Source organism: Kitasatospora sp. NPDC127116, from assembly GCF_042677365.1.
In the GTDB taxonomy this organism is placed as follows: domain Bacteria; phylum Actinomycetota; class Actinomycetes; order Streptomycetales; family Streptomycetaceae; genus Kitasatospora; species Kitasatospora lactacystinica.
Genome location: NZ_JBHXTL010000014.1, coordinates 90,728 through 107,715, shown reverse-complemented (window position 1 = coordinate 107,715; position 16,988 = coordinate 90,728). Strand labels below are relative to the sequence as shown.

Genomic DNA, 16,988 nt, shown 5'->3' with positions numbered 1-16,988 from the left:
TTTTGATCCCCCCCGGGGGGGGGGGGGGGGGGCGCCCGGGGGGGGGGGCGGGCCCCGGGGCCCCGGGGCGGCGCGGGCCTCAGCCCGAGCGGCGCAGCAGGGTGATCCGCGAGCGGGTCATCAGCGCCGCGAGCCCGGCCGCGAGCACCGGCAGCAGCAGCACGGTGGCGGCGATGGTGGGCCACGGGAAGACCAGGGCCGCCTTGCTGGCGATCTCCTCGGGGCTCATCCCGGGGTAGCTGCTCGCCGCGGCCTCGACCTTGCGCAGCGCCACTCCCGGCACCACGCCGCAGACCACACCGAGCAGGGCGCCCATCGCGGCGATCACCCCGCACTGGAAGCCGGACAGCGAGCGCCGGATGCGGGGCTCGGCGCCGACCGCCGCGAGGGTGGTCAGGTCGCGCTGGGAGTCGGCGGCGGCCAGTCCGGTCGCGATGCCGGCCGCGCCGAGGGCGACGATGCCGGCGAAGACGTTCAGACCGAACTGGATCAGCCCGGCCGGGGACTCGTAGCCGCGCTCGATCTTGAGCACGTCGTGGTCGACGAGCTTGGCCAGCGCGCCGTCGGCCTTCTGCTGGGCGGTGTCCGAGGGCATGGCGCCGGGCAGCCAGACGGAGCCGGCCGGGGCGGTGGAGAAGCCGAGCCGGGTGGCGGTGTCCTGGCTGACCACGGCCTGGGCCGCGGCGGGCAGCGCGGACTCGGCGAGGACGGCGTCCACGGTGATCTCGGTGATGACGGGCTTGCTCGCGGGGCCGTTCCCGCCGCCGATCACCGGACTGCTGTACCGGAGGAACGCCTTGCCGTCCTTGAGGTAGCGGGCGTCGAAGACCACGGCCTTGCCGGCGGCGAGGGCCCGGCCCGGGGCCGGGTCGGTGACTCCGAAGAGGTTGTGCAGCAGGGTGGCGTCCCCGGCCGTGACCTGGCTGAACGGGTTGCCCCGGCGGTGGTCCACCTGGCAGCGCTTGTCGGTGCTCATGACGTGCTCGCTCTCGGCCAGCGAGAGGGTGCCGCCCGTGTCCGTGAGCGGGCAGCGGTCCTCCTTGGGCAGCTCGACGCTGACGTAGCCGCAGTAGCTGCCCTCGGAGCAGTCGACCTTCGGCTGGACGCGCCGGACGTCGGCGCGCGGGCCGAGGTCGGGGATGCTGCGTTCGACGGCCTCGCGCATCTGCGGCAGCAGCTTGGCGTCGGACAGCCAGCCGTTGCCGAGGATGACGGCCCCGGACGGACCGGAGGCGGTGTACTCCAGCCGGTACTGCTCCTCGAAGCTGGCGATGTAGACGCTGACGGCCACGGAGCCGGCGACGGCGGCCATCACGGCGGCCACCGCGGGCGCGGTGCGGCCGCGGTGGCGCACCGAGTCGCGCAGGGCGAGCCGGGGGCCGAGCGGGAGCCAGCGGCCGAGCCGGCCGAACAGGCCGACCAGGTAGGGCACGAGGGCGACCATGCCGAGCTCGGCGAGGGCCGAGCCGCCGAGGACGGCGAAGCTGCGGTTGCCGACGCCGCTGGTGGCACCGGCCAGGGCGAGGGCGGCGCCGCCGCCGAGGGTCAGCAGTCCCGCGACGGCGAGCCTGCGGCTCGGCGGCTTGAGGGTGTCGCGGCCGGTGAGCGCGGCGACGACGTCCTGCCGGGAGGCCTGGACGGCGGGCACGACGGCGGCCAGCAGGCCGGTGACGAGCCCGACCATGAGGACGCCGAGCAGGTCGAGCGGCGGCAGGGCGAAGTGGGCGAAGCGCTGGCCGGAGCGCTCCTCGGCGGCGGTGCGCAGCAGGGCGACCAGGCCGATGCCGAGGCCCAGGCCGATCACGGCGCCGGTGATGCCGAGGACGATGCCGCCGCCGAGCACGACCGCGCGGACGTTGGCGCGCTCACCGCCGGCGGCGGCGAGCAGCCCGAGCTGCCGCCGGGAGCGCCGGGCGCCGACGGCGAAGGCGGGGCCCGCGAGGAGGACGATCTCCAGCAGGGCCATGCCGACGACGGTGGCGAGGATGACGATGTCGGTCCGGTTGAAGTAGCTGGGGCCGCTGCCGTCCTGCTTCTGGTCGACGAAGTAGGGGACGTCGGCACGGGCCGGCGGGTCGGCCAGCACGGCGCGCGAGGTCACCTGGAAGCCGTACCCGTTGAACTCCTTGACCTTCTGCCAGTCGATCGAGGCCCCGGCCGGGAGCTTGACCAGCCAGCGGGTGGTCTCGCCGGGGTCCTCGGTCGAGGCGTCGGAGCCGCCCGACGGCTTGGGGAGGCGGTCGAGCACGGTGCCGGGGCGGGCGGTGAGCTCGGTGGCCCGCAGTTCGCCGGGGTACTCGTAGACGCCGGTGATGGTGAAGGGGCTGTTCTCCAGGCCGCGGACGGCGGTCCTGTCGCCGATCCTGAGCCCGGAGCGCTTGAGGAAGTCCCGGGTGACGGCGGCCTCGGTGTCGGCGGTGGGGGCCCGGCCCTGGAGGAGGTCGATCCGGCCCCGCCAGACCGGGTCGGTCAGGTCGGCCTCGCTGACCCGGGTGCTGATCAGGCCCTCGGAGCTGCTCGCGGCGGTGAACGGGCCGGTGAGCTCGGGCACCAGGGTGGCGCCGGCCGGGAGCAGTTGGCGGGCCAGCTCGTCGGGCGCGGTGTCGAGGGAGCGCTGCTGCGCGGGGGTGTACGTGGGGGCTTCGCCGGCCTTGGCGTCGTCCTTGGGGCTCTGGATGGTGAGCCCCTTCTCGGGGTCGGGCGCCTGCTTGACGGAGGAGCCGCGTTCGACGATGTGCACTTCGCCGACCGCCTGGCCCATGACCCGCGTCGCGTGTTCGGCGGGGGTGAGCTCGGCGCTGCGGAAGACCACGTCGGCACCGGTGACGCCGAGGACGGGCAGGGCGACCATGGCGATGACGAGGGCGCTGCGGCCCTTGGCGCGCAGGGCGTCACGGCGGGCGATGCGCAGGGCCACCCGCCAGGCGCTGAGCTTCACTCGTCCACCTTCAGGCTGTTGGTGGCGGCGCTGACGAGCAGGCTGGCGGCGTCCTGGCTGACGGACTCGTCGACCATCCGGCCGTCGCGCAGGAAGACGACCCGGTCGGCCCAGGCGGCGTGCCGGGCCTCGTGGGTGACCATCATGGCGGCGGCGCCGGCGTCGCAGCGGGCGCGCAGGACGGCGAGGACGGCCTCGCCGGTGGTGGAGTCGAGGGCGCCGGTGGGTTCGTCGGCGAGGACCAGGCGGCGGTCGCCGATCAGGGCGCGGGCGATGGCGACGCGCTGTTGCTGACCGCCGGACATGTCGTCGGGGAAGCGGTCGGCGAGTTCGGGGATGCCGAGCTCCTCCAGGGCGGCGAGGGCCTCGCGGCGGGCGGCGCGGGTGGACAGCCCGTCGAGTTCGCGCGGCAGCGAGATGTTCTCGGCGGCGGTGAGCGCCGGTATCAGGTTGTAGTCCTGGAAGACGTAGCCGACGGAGCGGCGGCGGACCCGGGCGAGCTTCTTGCGGTCGAGCTCGCCCAGGGCGACGCCCTCGACCAGGACCCGGCCGCCGCTCGGGGTGTCCAGGCCGCCGGCCAGGGTGAGCAGGGTCGACTTGCCGGAGCCCGAGGGGCCCATGACGGCGACGAACTCGCCGGGGTGGACCTTGAGGTCGACGCCGCGCAGGGCCTGGACCTCGGCGGCGCCGTGGCCGTGGACGCGGGTGACGTTCTCCAGGTGGAGCACCGGCGTCTGCCGGGCCTCTTGGGTGTGGGACATGGATTCCCCCCTCGTACTGGGTGTGCGCTCGGCGTCGGGGCCGAGCATGGTGGTTCGGTTGCCGCGGGGGCTCAGGCGCGCAGGCGGCGCCCGCGCCTGGCGGGCGCGGCGCCGTCGCGGGCGGCCTCGGCGGTGCGGGTCTGCAGGAGTTCGGCCTGCTGGGCGAGCCGGGTCTCGCAGTGGTCGAGCCAGCGGATCTCGGCTTCGGTCTGGAAGATGAGCTGGTCGAGGACGAGCAGCCAGGCCAGGTCGTTGCTGGCGGAGGGCGTGGCGCCGGGGCGCTTCTCCCCCGCGAGGGCGCGGCCCTTGAGCCGGGTGTAGTCCTGGAGCGCCTTGATGCTGTGCCGGCGCTGGCCCTGGACGACGGCGGAGACGTCGACCCCGGGGACGGTCACCGCCATGGCGAGCTTGATCGCCAGTTCGTCGCGCGGGGGGTTGGTCCGGGGCACCGGGGTGTCGAACCAGGTCCGCAGCTCTTCCCGGCCGGCGTCGGTGGCGGCGTAGAACTGGTGGCCCTCACCGTCCTCCCCCGCGGGCTCGACCAGCCCGTCGCGCTCCAGTCGCGACAGCGTGGTGTAGACCTGCCCGACGTTGAGCGGCCAGGTGGCGCCGGTGCGCGCCTCGAACTCGGTGCGCAGCTGGTAGCCGTAGCGAGGGCCCTGGTCGAGCAGGGCGAGCAGACCGTGACGGATGGACATACCGAGTATGTATACCCGGTATGCCCTACCGTCTCAAGCCGCGCCCACCCGGTCGGGGGAGCGGGTACCGTCGTGCGGTGTGAGCCACTTGCGCATCGCCACCTTCAACCTCCTGCACGGCCAGCCGCTCGCCCCGGACGGCACCCCGCGGCCCTACCCGTCCGACGCCGGCGAGCCGTTGGCCGACGCGGTGGCCGCGCTGGACGCCGACGTGCTGGCGCTCCAGGAGGTCGACCGGTACCAGGCGCGCTCCGGCGGCACCGACCAGGCGGCGGTGGCCGCCGCGGCCATGGGCGCCAAGGACTGGCGCTTCGCCGCCGCCCTGCACGGCCGCCCGGCGCCGGTCGCGGGCTGGGTGCCGGAGCCGTCCGGGCCGGGAGGCCTGCGGGTGTACGGGCCCGGCGAGATGGGCGACGGCGCCCCGCCCTCGTACGGGACGGCACTGCTGACGCGGCTCCCGGTGCGGCACTGGCGCGCCCGGCGCTTCGCCCCGGCGCCGTTCGGGCTGCCGCTGCGGGTGGCCGGGCGGCGCGGACTGACCCAGGTGCCGGACGAGCCGCGGGCGGCGCTGGCGGCCGTCCTGGAGGGCGACCGCGGGCCGTTCACCGTGGTGGCGGCGCACCTGTCCTTCGTCCCCGGCTGGAACATGGCGCAACTGGCCGGCATCCGGCGCTGGATCGCCGACCTGCCGCAGCCGTACCTGGTCCTGGGCGACTTCAACCTGGTCGGGGCCGTGCCCCGCACGGTGCTCGGCGGGGCGACGGCGCTGGAGCGCACCGCGCCGCGGGTGCGGGTGCGCGAGCTGCGGGCGGCCCGGCGGGCCCGGCCGGCCCTGACCGAGGCGCGCCGGCGCCGGGTGCGCGAGCCGCGCCCCCGCCTGCAGGGCTGGTACGACCTGGCGCGCACGCCGACCTACCCCTCGCACCGGCCCGCGGTGCAGTTCGACCACGTGCTGGGGATCGGTGTGCCGCGCACGGCGGTCGGGCCGGCGGCGGCGCCGCGCGCGACGGTGTCGGACCACCGCCCGCTGCTGGTCGAGGTGTCGTTGTAAGGGCGGCCCCGGACGCCTACTGGCGCGCCAGGACCCCGGCCTGCTGCGGGAGGTGGACGGTGGTGGCGGCCCGGGGCTCCCCCGGCCCGAGCGCGTGCGGGGGGTCGAACTGGAGCAGCAGCATGGCCGCGTCGTCGCCGAGCTGGCGCCCGACGTGGCGCACCACGTCCTCGTGCAGCCGCTGCAGGACGTCGGCCGGGCGGCCGGCCGCGCAGTGCGGGAAGCGTTCGGCGAGCGGGTAGAAGACGCCCGCGCGGTCACGGGCCTCGATCACCCCGTCGGTGAACAGCAGCACCCGGTCGTCGCCCTGGAGCAGCAGCCGGTGCACCGGCGGGCGGACGTCGACCGGGTCGAGGACGCCCAGCGGCGGTACGGTCTCGGCGAGTTCGAGCGGCCGGACCTCCCCGCCGCGCAGCAGCAGCGGGGCGGGATGACCGCAGTTGACGATCTCCGCGGCGCCGTCGGGCCCGACGCCGATCAGCACCAGGGTGACGAACTCCTCCTCCACGCCCGGGTGGTCGTTCTCGTGCAGGGCGCGGTCGAGGCTGACGGCCAGCCAGCCGGCCACCCGGTCCAGGGCGGCCTCCTGGTGGGCGGCCTCGCGGAAGGCCCCGAGCACGGCGGCGGCCGTCTCCACCGCGCCGAGGCCCTTGCCGCGCACGTCCCCGACCACCGCCCGCACCCCGTGCCGGGTGTTGACCACCTCGTAGAGGTCGCCGCCGATCCGGGCGTGCGCGGCGGCGGCCTCGTAGTGGACGGCCGCCCGGACGGTGCCGACCCGCTCGGGGACGGGCCGCAGCAGCACCCGGCGGGCGATCGAGGCGACCAGCTGGGCGTCGGCCAGCGCCCGTTCCTGGCGCAGCCTCAGGGTGGCGCTGACCCAGCCGATCGCGGCGACGAGCAGGATCGCGAAGACGCTGGCGGCGTGCACGGACTCGCCGAGCGTGTCGCCGCGGAAGGCCATCAGGAAGGCCGCCGCCTCGGTGCCCAGACCGATGGCGAGCGGGTACCAGGTTCGGCGGCTGACCACGGCGGCCAGCGCGGGTACGGCGGTGAGGGCCGGTTCGACCGTCACCTCGGTGCCGCTGAGGTAGTCGAGGGCGACGATCAGCACCATGCCGAGGAACGGCAGCGCCAGCGCCGTCCTCGGCCAGGTGCCGGTCGCGCGCGGAGCGGGCCCCGGTGTCGGCCCGGTGAACCGCTCTCTGATCCATCCGGTCGCGCTCAACTTCGGTCTCTCCAGCAGAAGACGCCGATGCCCGAGGGCACCTGCGGTGATGACTGAGGGTCAGGGAATGCGGGCCTCGCTGGCGGCCGGAGTACGGGGGTTGACCGGTTACCGACCCCACAATAGGCGCGAAACGTGCATGACGCACAGGTTTCGGGCACTGGCATGACGACTTGGATGCTCTGCGTGACTCAATAGTCACTGTTCCCGATCAGGAGCCGTTCCAACTCTTTTCGGTCGGGAAGTCCTGCCGGACGGACGATCCGGCCACTGCGGACGTACAGGAACGACGCCGTGACCTGCTCGGGATCGACGCCCGCGTGCTCGGCCCAGGCCAGCCGGTAGACCGCGAGCTGCAACGGGTCGGCGGTCTCCTCCCGATGGGTTTTCCAGTCCACCACTTCGTAGCGTGACGCACCACCGGATTCCGACAACGCGTCATCCTCCCGGTAGACCGCGTCGATCCGTCCCCGCACCACCCGACCCGCCAGCACCAGCTGGAACGGCACCTCCACCCGGTGGGGCTTGCGCCGGGCGTACGGGGTGCGCAGGAACGCCTCCTTGAGCCGCTCCAGGTCCTGCTCGTCCTCGATGCCGTCGTCGTCGGCGCCGGGCAGCGCGCCGGGCTCGACCAGCAGCAGCGGCTCGATCCGGGACTGCACCCAGGCGTGGAAGCGGGTGCCGCGCCGGGCCGCCGGCTGCGGGGGGCGCGGCATCGGGCGGGCCAGCTCGTGCGCGAAGCCGTCCGGGTCCGCGGCCAGCCGCAGCAGCTGGGTGGCGGACAGCGCGGCGGGCAGCGGCACGTCCCGCGCGGTGCGCCGGGACCGCTCCAACTCGCCCAGCAGCGCCGTCAGATCGCGGTCCCAGGAGGCGACCTGACGCTGGTCCTCGGGGGCCGTCTCCTCGGCTTCGGGGGCGGGCGCCCCCGCCACCCGGGCGCGCACCACCCCGGCGACCCGGCGGCGGGCGTGCTGGGCGGCCGGGTCCAGCGGCAGCGGCCAGGGCCGCTCGACGGGGGCGGCCAGCGCCGGGTTCTCGGCGCCCTTCTCCGGCTGCTCGGCCCAGTGCTCGACCTCGCCCGCGCCGGGCCGCTCGCAGTGCTCGCGCAGCCGCTCCAGGAAGTCGGACGGGCCGCGGACGGTCTTCTGGCTCGGCCCCCACCAGTGCCCGGAGGCCAGCAGCAGCGACCTGGGCCGGGTGAACGCCACGTAGCCCAGGCGCAGTTCCTCGACGCCGGAGTGGTCGGCCAGCTCCTTCTTGAACGCCGCCATCGACTTCCCGTTCCACCCGCCGCGGACGTCGGGCAGAGTTTCGGCGTCGCCGCGCAGGGCGTGCGGGAGCACCCGCTTGGTGCTCGTCCAGCGTTCGCGCGGGCTCGACGAGGGGAACGCGCCCCGCACCAGACCGGGGACGGCCACCACGTCCCACTCCAGGCCCTTGGACTTGTGCGCGGTGAGCACCTTCACGGTGTCCTCGCCGCCGGGCAGGCTGCTGTCCAGGCCGCGGTCGTACTCCTGGGCGGCGCGCAGGAAGCCGAGGAAGGCGGCCAGGCCCGGGTCGCCGTCGAGGTCGGCGAAGGAGGCGGCGACGTCCAGGAAGGCGTACAGGGTCTCCCGCCGCCGGGCGGCCAGGGCCTGCGGGGAGGCGGCGAGTTCGACCTCCAGCCCGGTGACGGACAGCACCCGGTGCAGCACGTCCATCAGCGGGTCGGCGAGCGAGCGCCGCAGTTCGCGCAGCTCGACGGCGAGCCGGGCGAAACGCACCCGGGCCTCGGCGGAGAACGGCAGCTCGTCCGGCTTCCCCTCCTCACCGGCCGAGGGGTCCAGGAAGGTCTCCACCGCGTCGGCCAGCGAGACCACCTCGGTCGGATCGGCCTCGGCGACCGCCGCGGCCAGCGCCTCGACGCCCTCCGGCCGGTCGGTGCGCACCAGGTCGGCGGCCCGGCGGCCGAGCAGCGCGAGGTCGCGCGGGCCGATCCGCCAGCGCGGGCCGATCAGCAGGCGCACCAGCGCCGCGTTGGCGGTCGGGTCCTGCAGCACCTCGCAGACCGCCACCAGGTCGGCCACCTCGGGCAGCTGCAGCAGCCCGCCCAGGCCCACCACCTCGACCGGCACCTCCCGGGCGACCAGCGCGGCGTGGATGTCCGGGAAGGCCGCGCCGCCGCGGCACAGCACGGCGATCCGGCCGGGCGCGGTGCCGGTGCGCACCAGGTGCGCGATCGAGTCGGCCAGCCAGTCGACCTCCTCGGCGTGGGTGGGCAGCAGCGCCGCCCGCACGAAGCCGTCCCGCTCGGCGCCGGGGGCCGGGCGCAGCGCCTCCACGCCCTCGTGCATCTCCCGCAGCGGGGCGGCGAGTTCGTTGGCGAAGGCGAGCAGCCGGCCGCCGCTGCGGCGGTTCTCGCTGAGCGCGTAGCGGGCGGCGGGGCGGCCGTCGGCCTTCGGGAAGTGCCGGGGGAACTCGTCGAGGTTGGCCACGGAGGCGCCGCGCCAGCCGTAGATCGCCTGACAGGGGTCGCCGACGGCGGTCACCGGGTGGCCGCTGCCGGTGCGGGCGCCGTCGGAGGGGGCGCCGAACAGGCCCGCGAGCATCAGCCGCTGGGCGACCGAGGTGTCCTGGTACTCGTCCAGCAGCACCACCTTGAACTGGTCGCGCAGCAGCTCGCCGACCTCCGGGCGCTGCTGGGCCAGGCGGGCGGCGGCGGCGATCTGGTCGCCGAAGTCCATCAGCCCGGCGGAGCGCTTGCGGCGCCGGTAGTCCTCGACGAGGCGCAGCAGCTCCAGCCGGGCCCGGGCGGTGACCGGGACGGCCCGCAGGTCGTCGTTGGTCAACTTGACGGTGGCGAGGGTGTCCAGCAGCCGCTCGTCGAACTCGCGCAGGGTCTGCGGCTCGACCAGGTGCTCGGCGAGTTCGCCGTCCAGCGCGGCCAGGTCGGCGACCAGGTTGGAGAAGGTGCCGGTGAGGGCGGGGAACGGGCCGCGGGCGGTGCGCAGCACCTTGGCGGCGAGCTGGAAGCGGGTGGCGTCGGCGAGCAGCCGGACGTCCGGCTCGATGCCGATCCGCAGGCCGTGCTCCTTGAGCAGGCGCCCGGCGAAGGCGTGGTAGGTGGAGATCTCCGGGTCGCCGAGCGGCTCGGCGGCGGCCCGGTCGGCCGCCCTCCCCCAGTCCTCGTCCGGGGGCGCCCCCTGCCCGCCGAGACGCAGCGAGGCCCGCACGCGCTCGGAGAGCTCGCCGGCGGCCTTGTTGGTGAAGGTGAGGCCGAGCACCTCCTCGGGCCGTACGGCACCGGAGCCGACCAGCCAGACCACGCGGGCGGCCATCACCGTGGTCTTGCCGGAGCCGGCGCCGGCCACGATCACGGCCGGTTCCAGGGGGGCGCCGATGGCCGCCATCTGCTCCCGGTTGAACGGGATCCCCAGCAGCTCCTTGAGCTGGTCGGGATGGCTGAGCACGGCGGTCACCCCGCAACCGTAACCGGAGCGACGGACAAACCCCGCCCGGCCGTTCCCCGCCCGCCCCCTACTCGACGAGTTGGGTGCCGTCGCGCTGGGCGGAGCAGCTGCGGCGGAAGGCGCAGCGGTCGCAGCCCGCGCCGGTCCGCGGGACGAAGCGCTCGGCGAGGACCTTCCCGGCCGCCTCGGCGAGCAGGTTCTCGATCCAGGGCTCGCCCTCCGGCGGCTCCTGCCGCTGCACCTTGGGGGCGTCCGAGGCGGCCTTGGCGGCGGGCTCGCGCAGGTGGACCAGTTCGGCGCCGCCGGTGTCCGGCGGGTGCCCGGTGAAGCCGGGCAGCTCGTTCAGGGCGCCGGCCCGGACGGCGAGCTGGTAGACGGCGAGCTGCTTGTGCTCGGGCAGCGACTTGTCGGTGGGCATCTGCTTGCCGGTCTTGAAGTCGACCACGTAGGCGCGCCCGGCCGCGTCCTTCTCCACCCGGTCCATCGAGCCGCGGATGCGCACCGCGACGCCGCCGACGTCGAGGGTGACGTCGAAGCCGTGCTCGGTGGCGACGAGGTCCCGGCCGCGCTCCAGGACGTGCCAGTTGAGGAAGCGCTCCAGGGCGGCGCGGGCCTCGGTCTTCTCCTGCTGGGACTTCCAGGGCGCGTCGAAGGCCAGCGCGTCCCAGACGGTGTCCAGCCGCTCCATGAGCACGGCGAGGTCGGCGGGGGTGCGGCCGGAGCCGACCTCGTCGGCGAGGGCGTGCACCACGTTGCCGAAGCCCTGGGCGGCCGAGCCCGCGCCGCGCGCCTTGACCTCCTTGTCCAGGAACCACTGCAGGGAGCAGCTCTCCAGCTGTTCCAGCCCGCTGCCGGACAGCCGGACCGGCACGTCGGCGCTGCGCAGCGGTTCGGGGGCGGTGGTGGGGTCGTCCAGGCCCCACCACCGCTCGGGCTGGGCGGCGGGAACCAGCGGCAGCCCGTCCTCGTCGGTGGCGGCGGCCAGGGTGGCGAGCCGTTCGGCGGCGGCGCGGCGCAGTTCGGGCGAGCGGGCGGGGTCGACGGTGACGGCGCGCAGTTCGGCGACCAGTGCGGCGACGGACAGCGGGCGGCGCGGGCGGTGGGTGACGTCCTCGACGGTGACCGGCGGGGTGCGGCGGACCACCTTGCCGGTCCGCGGGTCGACGTCCTCGCGGTAGAGCTCGCGCAGGAAGCGGGACGGTTCGTCGCCGTCGTCGGCGGGAGCCTTGACGGCGGTGACGATCAGCCGCTCCTTGGCGCGGGTCGCGGCGACGTAGAAGAGCCGGCGCTCCTCGCCGAGCAGGGCGCCCGGGGAGAGCGGTTCGGCGAGGCCGTCGCGGCCGATCCGGTCGGCCTCCAGCAGGGAGCCGCGACGGCGCAGGTCGGGCCAGAGGCCGTCCTGGACGCCAGCCACCACGACCAGGCGCCACTCCAGGCCCTTGGAGCGGTGGGCCGTCATCAGGCGCACCGCCTCGGGGCGCACCGCCCGGACGGTGAGGGTGTCGGCGGCGATGTCCTGGGCTTCGAGTTCGGCGAGCAGGTCCAGGGCGCTGCGGTGGCCGGTGACCTGCTCCTCGGCCCGGGCGGCGGTCTCGAACAGGGCGCACAGCGCGTCCAGGTCGCGGTCGGCGTTGCGGCCGGCCGCGCCGCCGCGCAGGGCGGCCCGTTCCAGCCGCTCGCGCCAGCGCCGGCTGCCGTCCCACAGCTCCCAGAGCGCCTCCTCGGCGGTGCAGCCGCCGGCCAGCTGTTCGCGGACCTTGCGCAGCAGGGTGCCGAGGTCGCGGGCGCGGCGGGCGTGCGCGGGGTCGAGGGCGACGAGGCGCTCGGGTTCGGCGAGGGCCTCGCGGATCAGTTCGGCGGCCGGGCGCGGGACGGCGGCGGCGCGGGGGCCTGTCTTCAAACTCCCGTCGTCCGCCCCGCAGGCGGGAGTTTGAAGACGGGCCCCGGCGGCGGCGCGCAGCGCGGCGCGTTCCTCCTCGCGCAGGGCGCGGCCGAGCCGGCGCAGGTCGGAGCCGTCGAGGCCGCCGAGCGGGCCGGTGAGCAGGGCGTGCGCCACGTCGGTGGTGAGCGGGTCGGGGGCGTCCGGGTCGCCCTGCTTGTCCCGGGCGGCCTGCTCGGCGCAGGCCCGCAGGGCGAGCAGCAGCTGGGCGACGGCCGGCTCCTCGCGCAGCGGCAGGTCGTCGCCGTCGATCTCCAGCGGGACGCCGGCCGCGCCGAGCGCCCGCCGCACGCCGGGGATGGAGCGGGCGCCGGCCCGGACGAGCACGGCCATCTCGCCCCAGGGCACGCCGTCCTCCAGGTGGGCGCGGCGCAGCAGGTCGGCGATCGAGTCCAGCTCGGCGCCGGGGGTCGGGTAGGTGTAGACCTCGACCCTGCCGCCCTCGCGGGAGGGCAGCAGGGCGCGGTGCTGGGCGAGCTTGTCGGCGGGCAGCCGGCCCATCGGCATCCGGCGGGCGACTTCCCGGGAGGCGGCGAGCAGCACGGCGCCGGAGCGGCGGGACACCCGCAGCACCTTGACCTCGGCGGGGCTGCCGTCGGCCCGCCGGAAGGCCTGCGGGAAGTCGAGGATGCCGTTGATGTCGGCGCCGCGGAAGGCGTAGATCGACTGGTCCGGGTCGCCGACCGCGACGAGGTCGCGCCCGCCGCCGGCCAGCTGGCGCAGCAGCCGGACCTGGGAGGGGTCGGTGTCCTGGTACTCGTCGACGAAGACGACCTCGTAGCGCCGCCGCAGCTGCTCGCCGACCTCGGGGCGCTCGGCGAGCAGCACGGCGCGGTGGACGAGTTCGGCGTAGTCGAGGACGCCGCGCAGGTCGAGGACGTCGAGGTAGTCGGCCAGGAAGTGCGCGGCGGCGGCCCAGTCGGGGCGCTGGACGCCCTGCGCGAAGCGTTCCAGTTCGGCTTCGCCGAGGCCGAGTTCGCGGCTGCGGGCGAGGACGGCGCGGACCTCGTCGGCGAAGCCGCGGGTGGTCAGGCAGGCCCGCAGGTCCAGCGGCCACTCGATGCGGGTGCTGCCGTGCTTGGCGTCCTCGGCGCCGCCGGCCAGCAGCTCGCGGACCATGACGTCCTGCTCGGGGCCGGAGAGCAGCCGCAGCGGCTCGGCGTAGTCCGCCGGGTCCTGGTGGGCGCGCAGCAGGGCGTAGCAGAAGGAGTGGAAGGTGGTGGCCTGCGGGGCGGCGGCCGAGCCGCCGAGCCGGCCGGACATCCGGTCGCGCAGCTCGGTGGCGGCCTTGCGGCTGAAGGTGAGGACGAGGATCCGCTCGGGGTCGGTGCCGTCCTCGATCCGCCGGGCGACCGCCTCGACCAGGGTGGTGGTCTTGCCCGTGCCCGGTCCGGCCAGCACCAGCAGCGGCCCGCCGGTGTGCTCGACCACGGCGCGCTGGTAGGCGTCCAGCACGGGTGGGTCGGGCTGGACGAGCGGGCTGCGCACGAGCCGGTAGGGGGAGCTCACGAACTGGTCCTGGGGGTCGAACGGTGGGGCACGGCGGAGGCGGACCCGTCGGGCCCGCCCGTACCGAGCCTACGATCCTGCCCCGTCATTCCCGTCCGCGCGGCGGTTTCGGCACAATGCGACCCGGGCCGGGCCTACGCCTGCGCGCCGTCCCAGCGGGCCCGCTTCAGGTCGACCCGGGGCGGGTCGGCGAGTTCGCGCAGCGGGGTGCCCTCGTCGCCGTAGTGGGCGAGGGCGCGCTGCTCGTGCCCGGGCAGCAGGCGGCCGTCCGCGCGGATCACCCGCCACCAGGGCACCGAGCCGCCGTACAGTGCCATCACCCGGCCGACCTGCCGGGGGCCGCCCTGGCCGAGGTACTCGGCGACGTCGCCGTAGGTCATCACCCTGCCGGGTGGAATCCGCTCGGTCAGGTCGAGCACCAGTTCGGCGAACGGCGGCAGGGCGTCCGGAAGACCGTCGTGTGTTGCGTCCGTCACCTGCGGCATTCTTCCTTACAGGGGCGCGTCCGTGGCCCGGTGCGTACGATCCGCCGCGCCCGATCCGCCCCCTGTCCCGCACGGGACGCCGGGGCATGCCACCATCTTCCGGGGCGGTGAGTGGTGATACGAGGACAAGACCAGATGACCGGGACGGCTGACGTGGGCGTGGACAAGGACTCCGACGAGTCCGCCTCCGCCGTGCCGTCGACGCCCGGGAACGAGAGCGAAGGCCGGCCCGAACCGGGCCCGACGCCGGAAGTCTCCCTGATCAAGGACCGAACGATCAAGACCCCCGCGCCCGCGAAGGCCCCCGAACAGCCCGGCCCTCCCGCGGCCGAGACCACCTCGGCCCCGGAGCCGGCGCTCCCGACGACCCCTGCCGTCCCGTCCGAGGACCACGAGCCGCCGGACCACGAGCCGGCGGACCACGAGCCGCCGGACCACGAGCCGCTGGACGAGGCCCCGCACCTGGACGTCGACGAGCCGCTGCTCGCCGCCCGCGCGCACCGCCCGTCCGACCTGATCCGCTTCCTGGCCGGCGTCCTCGGGATAGTCGCCGTCTTCGTGCTGGCCGGCATCGCCACCGGGACCACCAGCGGCATCGAACAGGACATCGCCTCCAACGCGCCGCACTTCTCCGCGGTGTTCTCCACCATCACCGGCCTGCTCTCCAGCGTCGCGGTGCTCGCCGTGCCGCTGGCCTTCGCCGTCGAACGGCTGATCAAACGCGACGGCCTGCGGGTCGCCGACGGCGTGCTCGCCTCGGTGCTGGCGTACGGCGTCTCGCTCGGCATCGACTGGTGGGTGGCCGAGGGCGCCTCCGAGCACACCCGGGACGCGCTGACCAGGCTGCCCCTGGACAGCAACGGCACCCTCACCGACCCGGTGCACGGCTACCTCGCCCCGGTGATCGCCTACATGACCGCCGTCGGCATGTCGAGCAGACCCCGCTGGCGGGTCGCCCTGTGGGTGGTGGTGGTCTTCAGCGGGGTCACCGAGCTGCTCGGCGGCTACACCACCCCGCTGTCGCTGATGCTCACCGTGCTGATCGGCTGGTCCGTCGCCTACGGCACGCTGTACGCGATCGGCTCCCCCAACATCCGGCCCACCGGCCAGCACCTGATGATCGGCCTGCGCAAGGTCGGCTTCACCCCGGCCGGCGCCGTGCGCGCCCCCGACGCCCCCGGCGGCACCCGCCGCTACCACGTCACCCAGCAGGGCGGGCCCCCGCTGGACGTGCACATCATCGACCGCGAGCAGCAGGCCTCCGGCTTCTTCTACCGGGCCTGGCGACGGCTGCGGCTGCGCTCGGTCGCGGTGCGCCGCAGCCCCCAGTCGCTGCGCCAGGCGCTGGAGCAGGAGGCCCTGATCGCGTACGCGGCGGCCGCCTCGGGCGCCCGCGCGCCGCAGCTGGTCGCCACCTCCGAGCTCGGCCCGGACGCCGCGATCCTGGTGTACGAGAACGTCGAGGGCCGCACCCTGGACGAGCTGGCCGACGAGGAGGTCACCGACCCGGTGATGGCCTCGGTCTGGCAGTCGGTGGCCGCCCTGCACGAGCGCCGGATCGCCCACCGCCGGCTGACCGGCGAGTCGCTGCTGGTGGTGGACGAGCGCACCGGCTGCCTGGTCAACCTCTCCGGCGGCGACATCGCCGCCACCGACCTGACGCTGCGCATCGACGTCGCCCAGCTGCTCACCACCTTCGCGCTGCGGATCGGCCCGGAGCGCGCCGTCGCCACCGCCAACGCGGTGCTCGGCGCCGAGCGGGTCGCCCAGGCGCTGCCGCTGCTCCAGCCGGTCGGGATGAGCCGCTCCACCCGGGTCGACCTCGCCAAGCTCACCAAGGAGCGCAAGACCGCCGCCCGGGCCAGGGCGCTGGAGCAGGTCGCCGCCGGCGAGCGCACCCAGCAGCAGGCCGAGGAGGACATCGCGGTGGCCGGCGAGGACCTGCTGAGCCGCATCCGCGGCCAGATCCTCCAGATCGCCCCCGAGGCCCCGATGGCCCCGGTCAAGCTGGAACGGCTGAAGCCGAAGAGCCTGATCATGGTGATCGCGCTGACCTTCGCCGCGTACCTGGCCCTGACCACCATCAAGCCGGCCCAGCTGAAGCTCTCCCAGATGAACTGGGCCTGGGCCGCGGCCGCCCTGCTCGCCGCCGCCTTCAGCTACGTCGCCGCCGCGATGAGCCTGACCGGCTTCGTCCCCGAGCGGCTGCCGTTCCGGCGCACCGTCGCCGCCCAGCTGGCTGGCTCCTTCGTCAAGCTGGTCGCCCCCGCCGCGATCGGCGGCATCGCGCTCAACACCCGGTACCTGCAGCGGGCCGGCATCCGCTCCGGCCAGGCGGTGGCCTCGGTCGGCGCCTCCCAACTGGCGGGCCTGGCCGGGCACCTGCTGCTGCTGTTCAGCTTCGGCCTGATCACCGGCAGCCAGACCAACGGCGACCTCTCCGCCTCCCGCGCGGTGATCATCGGCGTGCTGAGCGCCGCCGTGCTCGCCCTGGTGGTGGCCGCCGTCGCGCCGCTGCGCCGGTTCGTGCTGGGCCGGCTGCGCTCGCTGTTCTTCGGCGTGGTGCCGCGGATGCTCGACCTGATGCAGACGCCCAGCAAGCTCGTCACCGGCTTCGGCGGCATCCTGCTGCTGACCCTCTCCTTCACCGCCTGCCTGGACTTCTCGGTGCAGGCCTTCGGCGGCGACGTCAGCTTCTCGGCCGTCGCGGTGGTCTTCCTGACCGCCAACGCGGCCGGCTCGGCGATCCCCACCCCCGGCGGCATCGGCCCGGTCGAGGTCGCCCTGATCGGCGCCCTGACCGTCGCCGACGTCTCCCCCACGATCGCCACCCCGGCGGTCTTCCTCTACCGGGCGCTCACCTTCTGGCTGCCGGTGCTGCCGGGCTGGATCGCCTACAACGTGCTCCAGCGCAAGAAGGCGCTCTGAGC

At 75.3% G+C, this 16,988-nt stretch carries 9 protein-coding genes; 2 read left to right on the top strand and 7 right to left on the bottom strand.

Annotated elements, in window-relative coordinates; genetic code table 11:
* Window positions 1-79: 79 nt before the first annotated feature.
* The 3 genes from ACFVHV_RS09190 to ACFVHV_RS09180 all read right to left on the bottom strand — a co-directional run bounded on the left by ACFVHV_RS09190 (window position 80) and on the right by ACFVHV_RS09180 (window position 4,397).
* Window positions 80-2,938, bottom strand: a complete 2,859-nt coding sequence (locus ACFVHV_RS09190) for an ABC transporter permease (protein WP_380350188.1) — start codon at window positions 2,936-2,938, stop codon at window positions 80-82.
* The gene (locus ACFVHV_RS09185; RefSeq protein ID WP_359903474.1) at window positions 2,935-3,699 is read right to left on the bottom strand and encodes an ABC transporter ATP-binding protein; all 765 of its coding nucleotides are present in this window, start codon (window positions 3,697-3,699) and stop codon (window positions 2,935-2,937) included. The genes ACFVHV_RS09190 and ACFVHV_RS09185 overlap by 4 nt, the downstream gene beginning before the upstream one ends.
* A gap of 71 nt (window positions 3,700-3,770) precedes the next feature.
* Entirely contained in the window at window positions 3,771-4,397 is a 627-nt protein-coding gene (locus tag ACFVHV_RS09180) for a PadR family transcriptional regulator (protein ID WP_359903477.1), read from the bottom strand.
* A gap of 79 nt (window positions 4,398-4,476) precedes the next feature.
* On the opposite strand from ACFVHV_RS09180, the gene ACFVHV_RS09175 reads away from it, so the two are divergent.
* Complete coding sequence (locus ACFVHV_RS09175) at window positions 4,477-5,448, top strand: endonuclease/exonuclease/phosphatase family protein (RefSeq protein ID WP_380350184.1); 972 nt, start codon at window positions 4,477-4,479, stop codon at window positions 5,446-5,448.
* A gap of 16 nt (window positions 5,449-5,464) precedes the next feature.
* On the opposite strand, the gene ACFVHV_RS09170 is transcribed toward ACFVHV_RS09175, so the two are convergent.
* The 4 genes from ACFVHV_RS09170 to ACFVHV_RS09155 form a co-directional block, all read right to left on the bottom strand.
* Window positions 5,465-6,676: a PP2C family protein-serine/threonine phosphatase gene (locus ACFVHV_RS09170; RefSeq protein WP_380350181.1), complete on the bottom strand. Its 1,212-nt coding sequence runs from the start codon at window positions 6,674-6,676 to the stop codon at window positions 5,465-5,467.
* A 191-nt stretch (window positions 6,677-6,867) separates the two neighbouring features.
* A complete protein-coding gene (locus ACFVHV_RS09165; RefSeq protein ID WP_359903486.1) occupies window positions 6,868-10,134 on the bottom strand; it encodes an ATP-dependent DNA helicase in 3,267 nt (1,088 codons plus the stop codon).
* 58 nt (window positions 10,135-10,192) lie between these two features.
* A complete protein-coding gene (locus ACFVHV_RS09160) occupies window positions 10,193-13,573 on the bottom strand; it encodes an ATP-dependent helicase (RefSeq protein WP_380350178.1) in 3,381 nt (1,126 codons plus the stop codon).
* 134 nt (window positions 13,574-13,707) lie between these two features.
* The gene (locus ACFVHV_RS09155) at window positions 13,708-14,058 is read right to left on the bottom strand and encodes an MGMT family protein (RefSeq protein WP_380350175.1); all 351 of its coding nucleotides are present in this window, start codon (window positions 14,056-14,058) and stop codon (window positions 13,708-13,710) included.
* Window positions 14,059-14,193: 135 nt separating this feature from the next.
* On the opposite strand from ACFVHV_RS09155, the gene ACFVHV_RS09150 reads away from it, so the two are divergent.
* Window positions 14,194-16,986: a flippase-like domain-containing protein gene (locus ACFVHV_RS09150; protein ID WP_380350172.1), complete on the top strand. Its 2,793-nt coding sequence runs from the start codon at window positions 14,194-14,196 to the stop codon at window positions 16,984-16,986.
* Window positions 16,987-16,988 lie beyond the last annotated feature (2 nt).

What these genes read in the sequence shown, in the direction of transcription:
- ACFVHV_RS09185 (WP_359903474.1), bottom strand. Translation starts at nt 3,699, where the DNA reads ATGTCCCACACCCAAGAGGCCCGGCAGACGCCGGTGCTCCACCTGGAG.
- ACFVHV_RS09180 (WP_359903477.1), bottom strand. Translation starts at nt 4,397, where the DNA reads ATGTCCATCCGTCACGGTCTGCTCGCCCTGCTCGACCAGGGCCCTCGC.
- ACFVHV_RS09155 (WP_380350175.1), bottom strand. Translation starts at nt 14,058, where the DNA reads ATGCCGCAGGTGACGGACGCAACACACGACGGTCTTCCGGACGCCCTG.
- ACFVHV_RS09150 (WP_380350172.1), top strand. Translation starts at nt 14,194, where the DNA reads ATGACCGGGACGGCTGACGTGGGCGTGGACAAGGACTCCGACGAGTCC.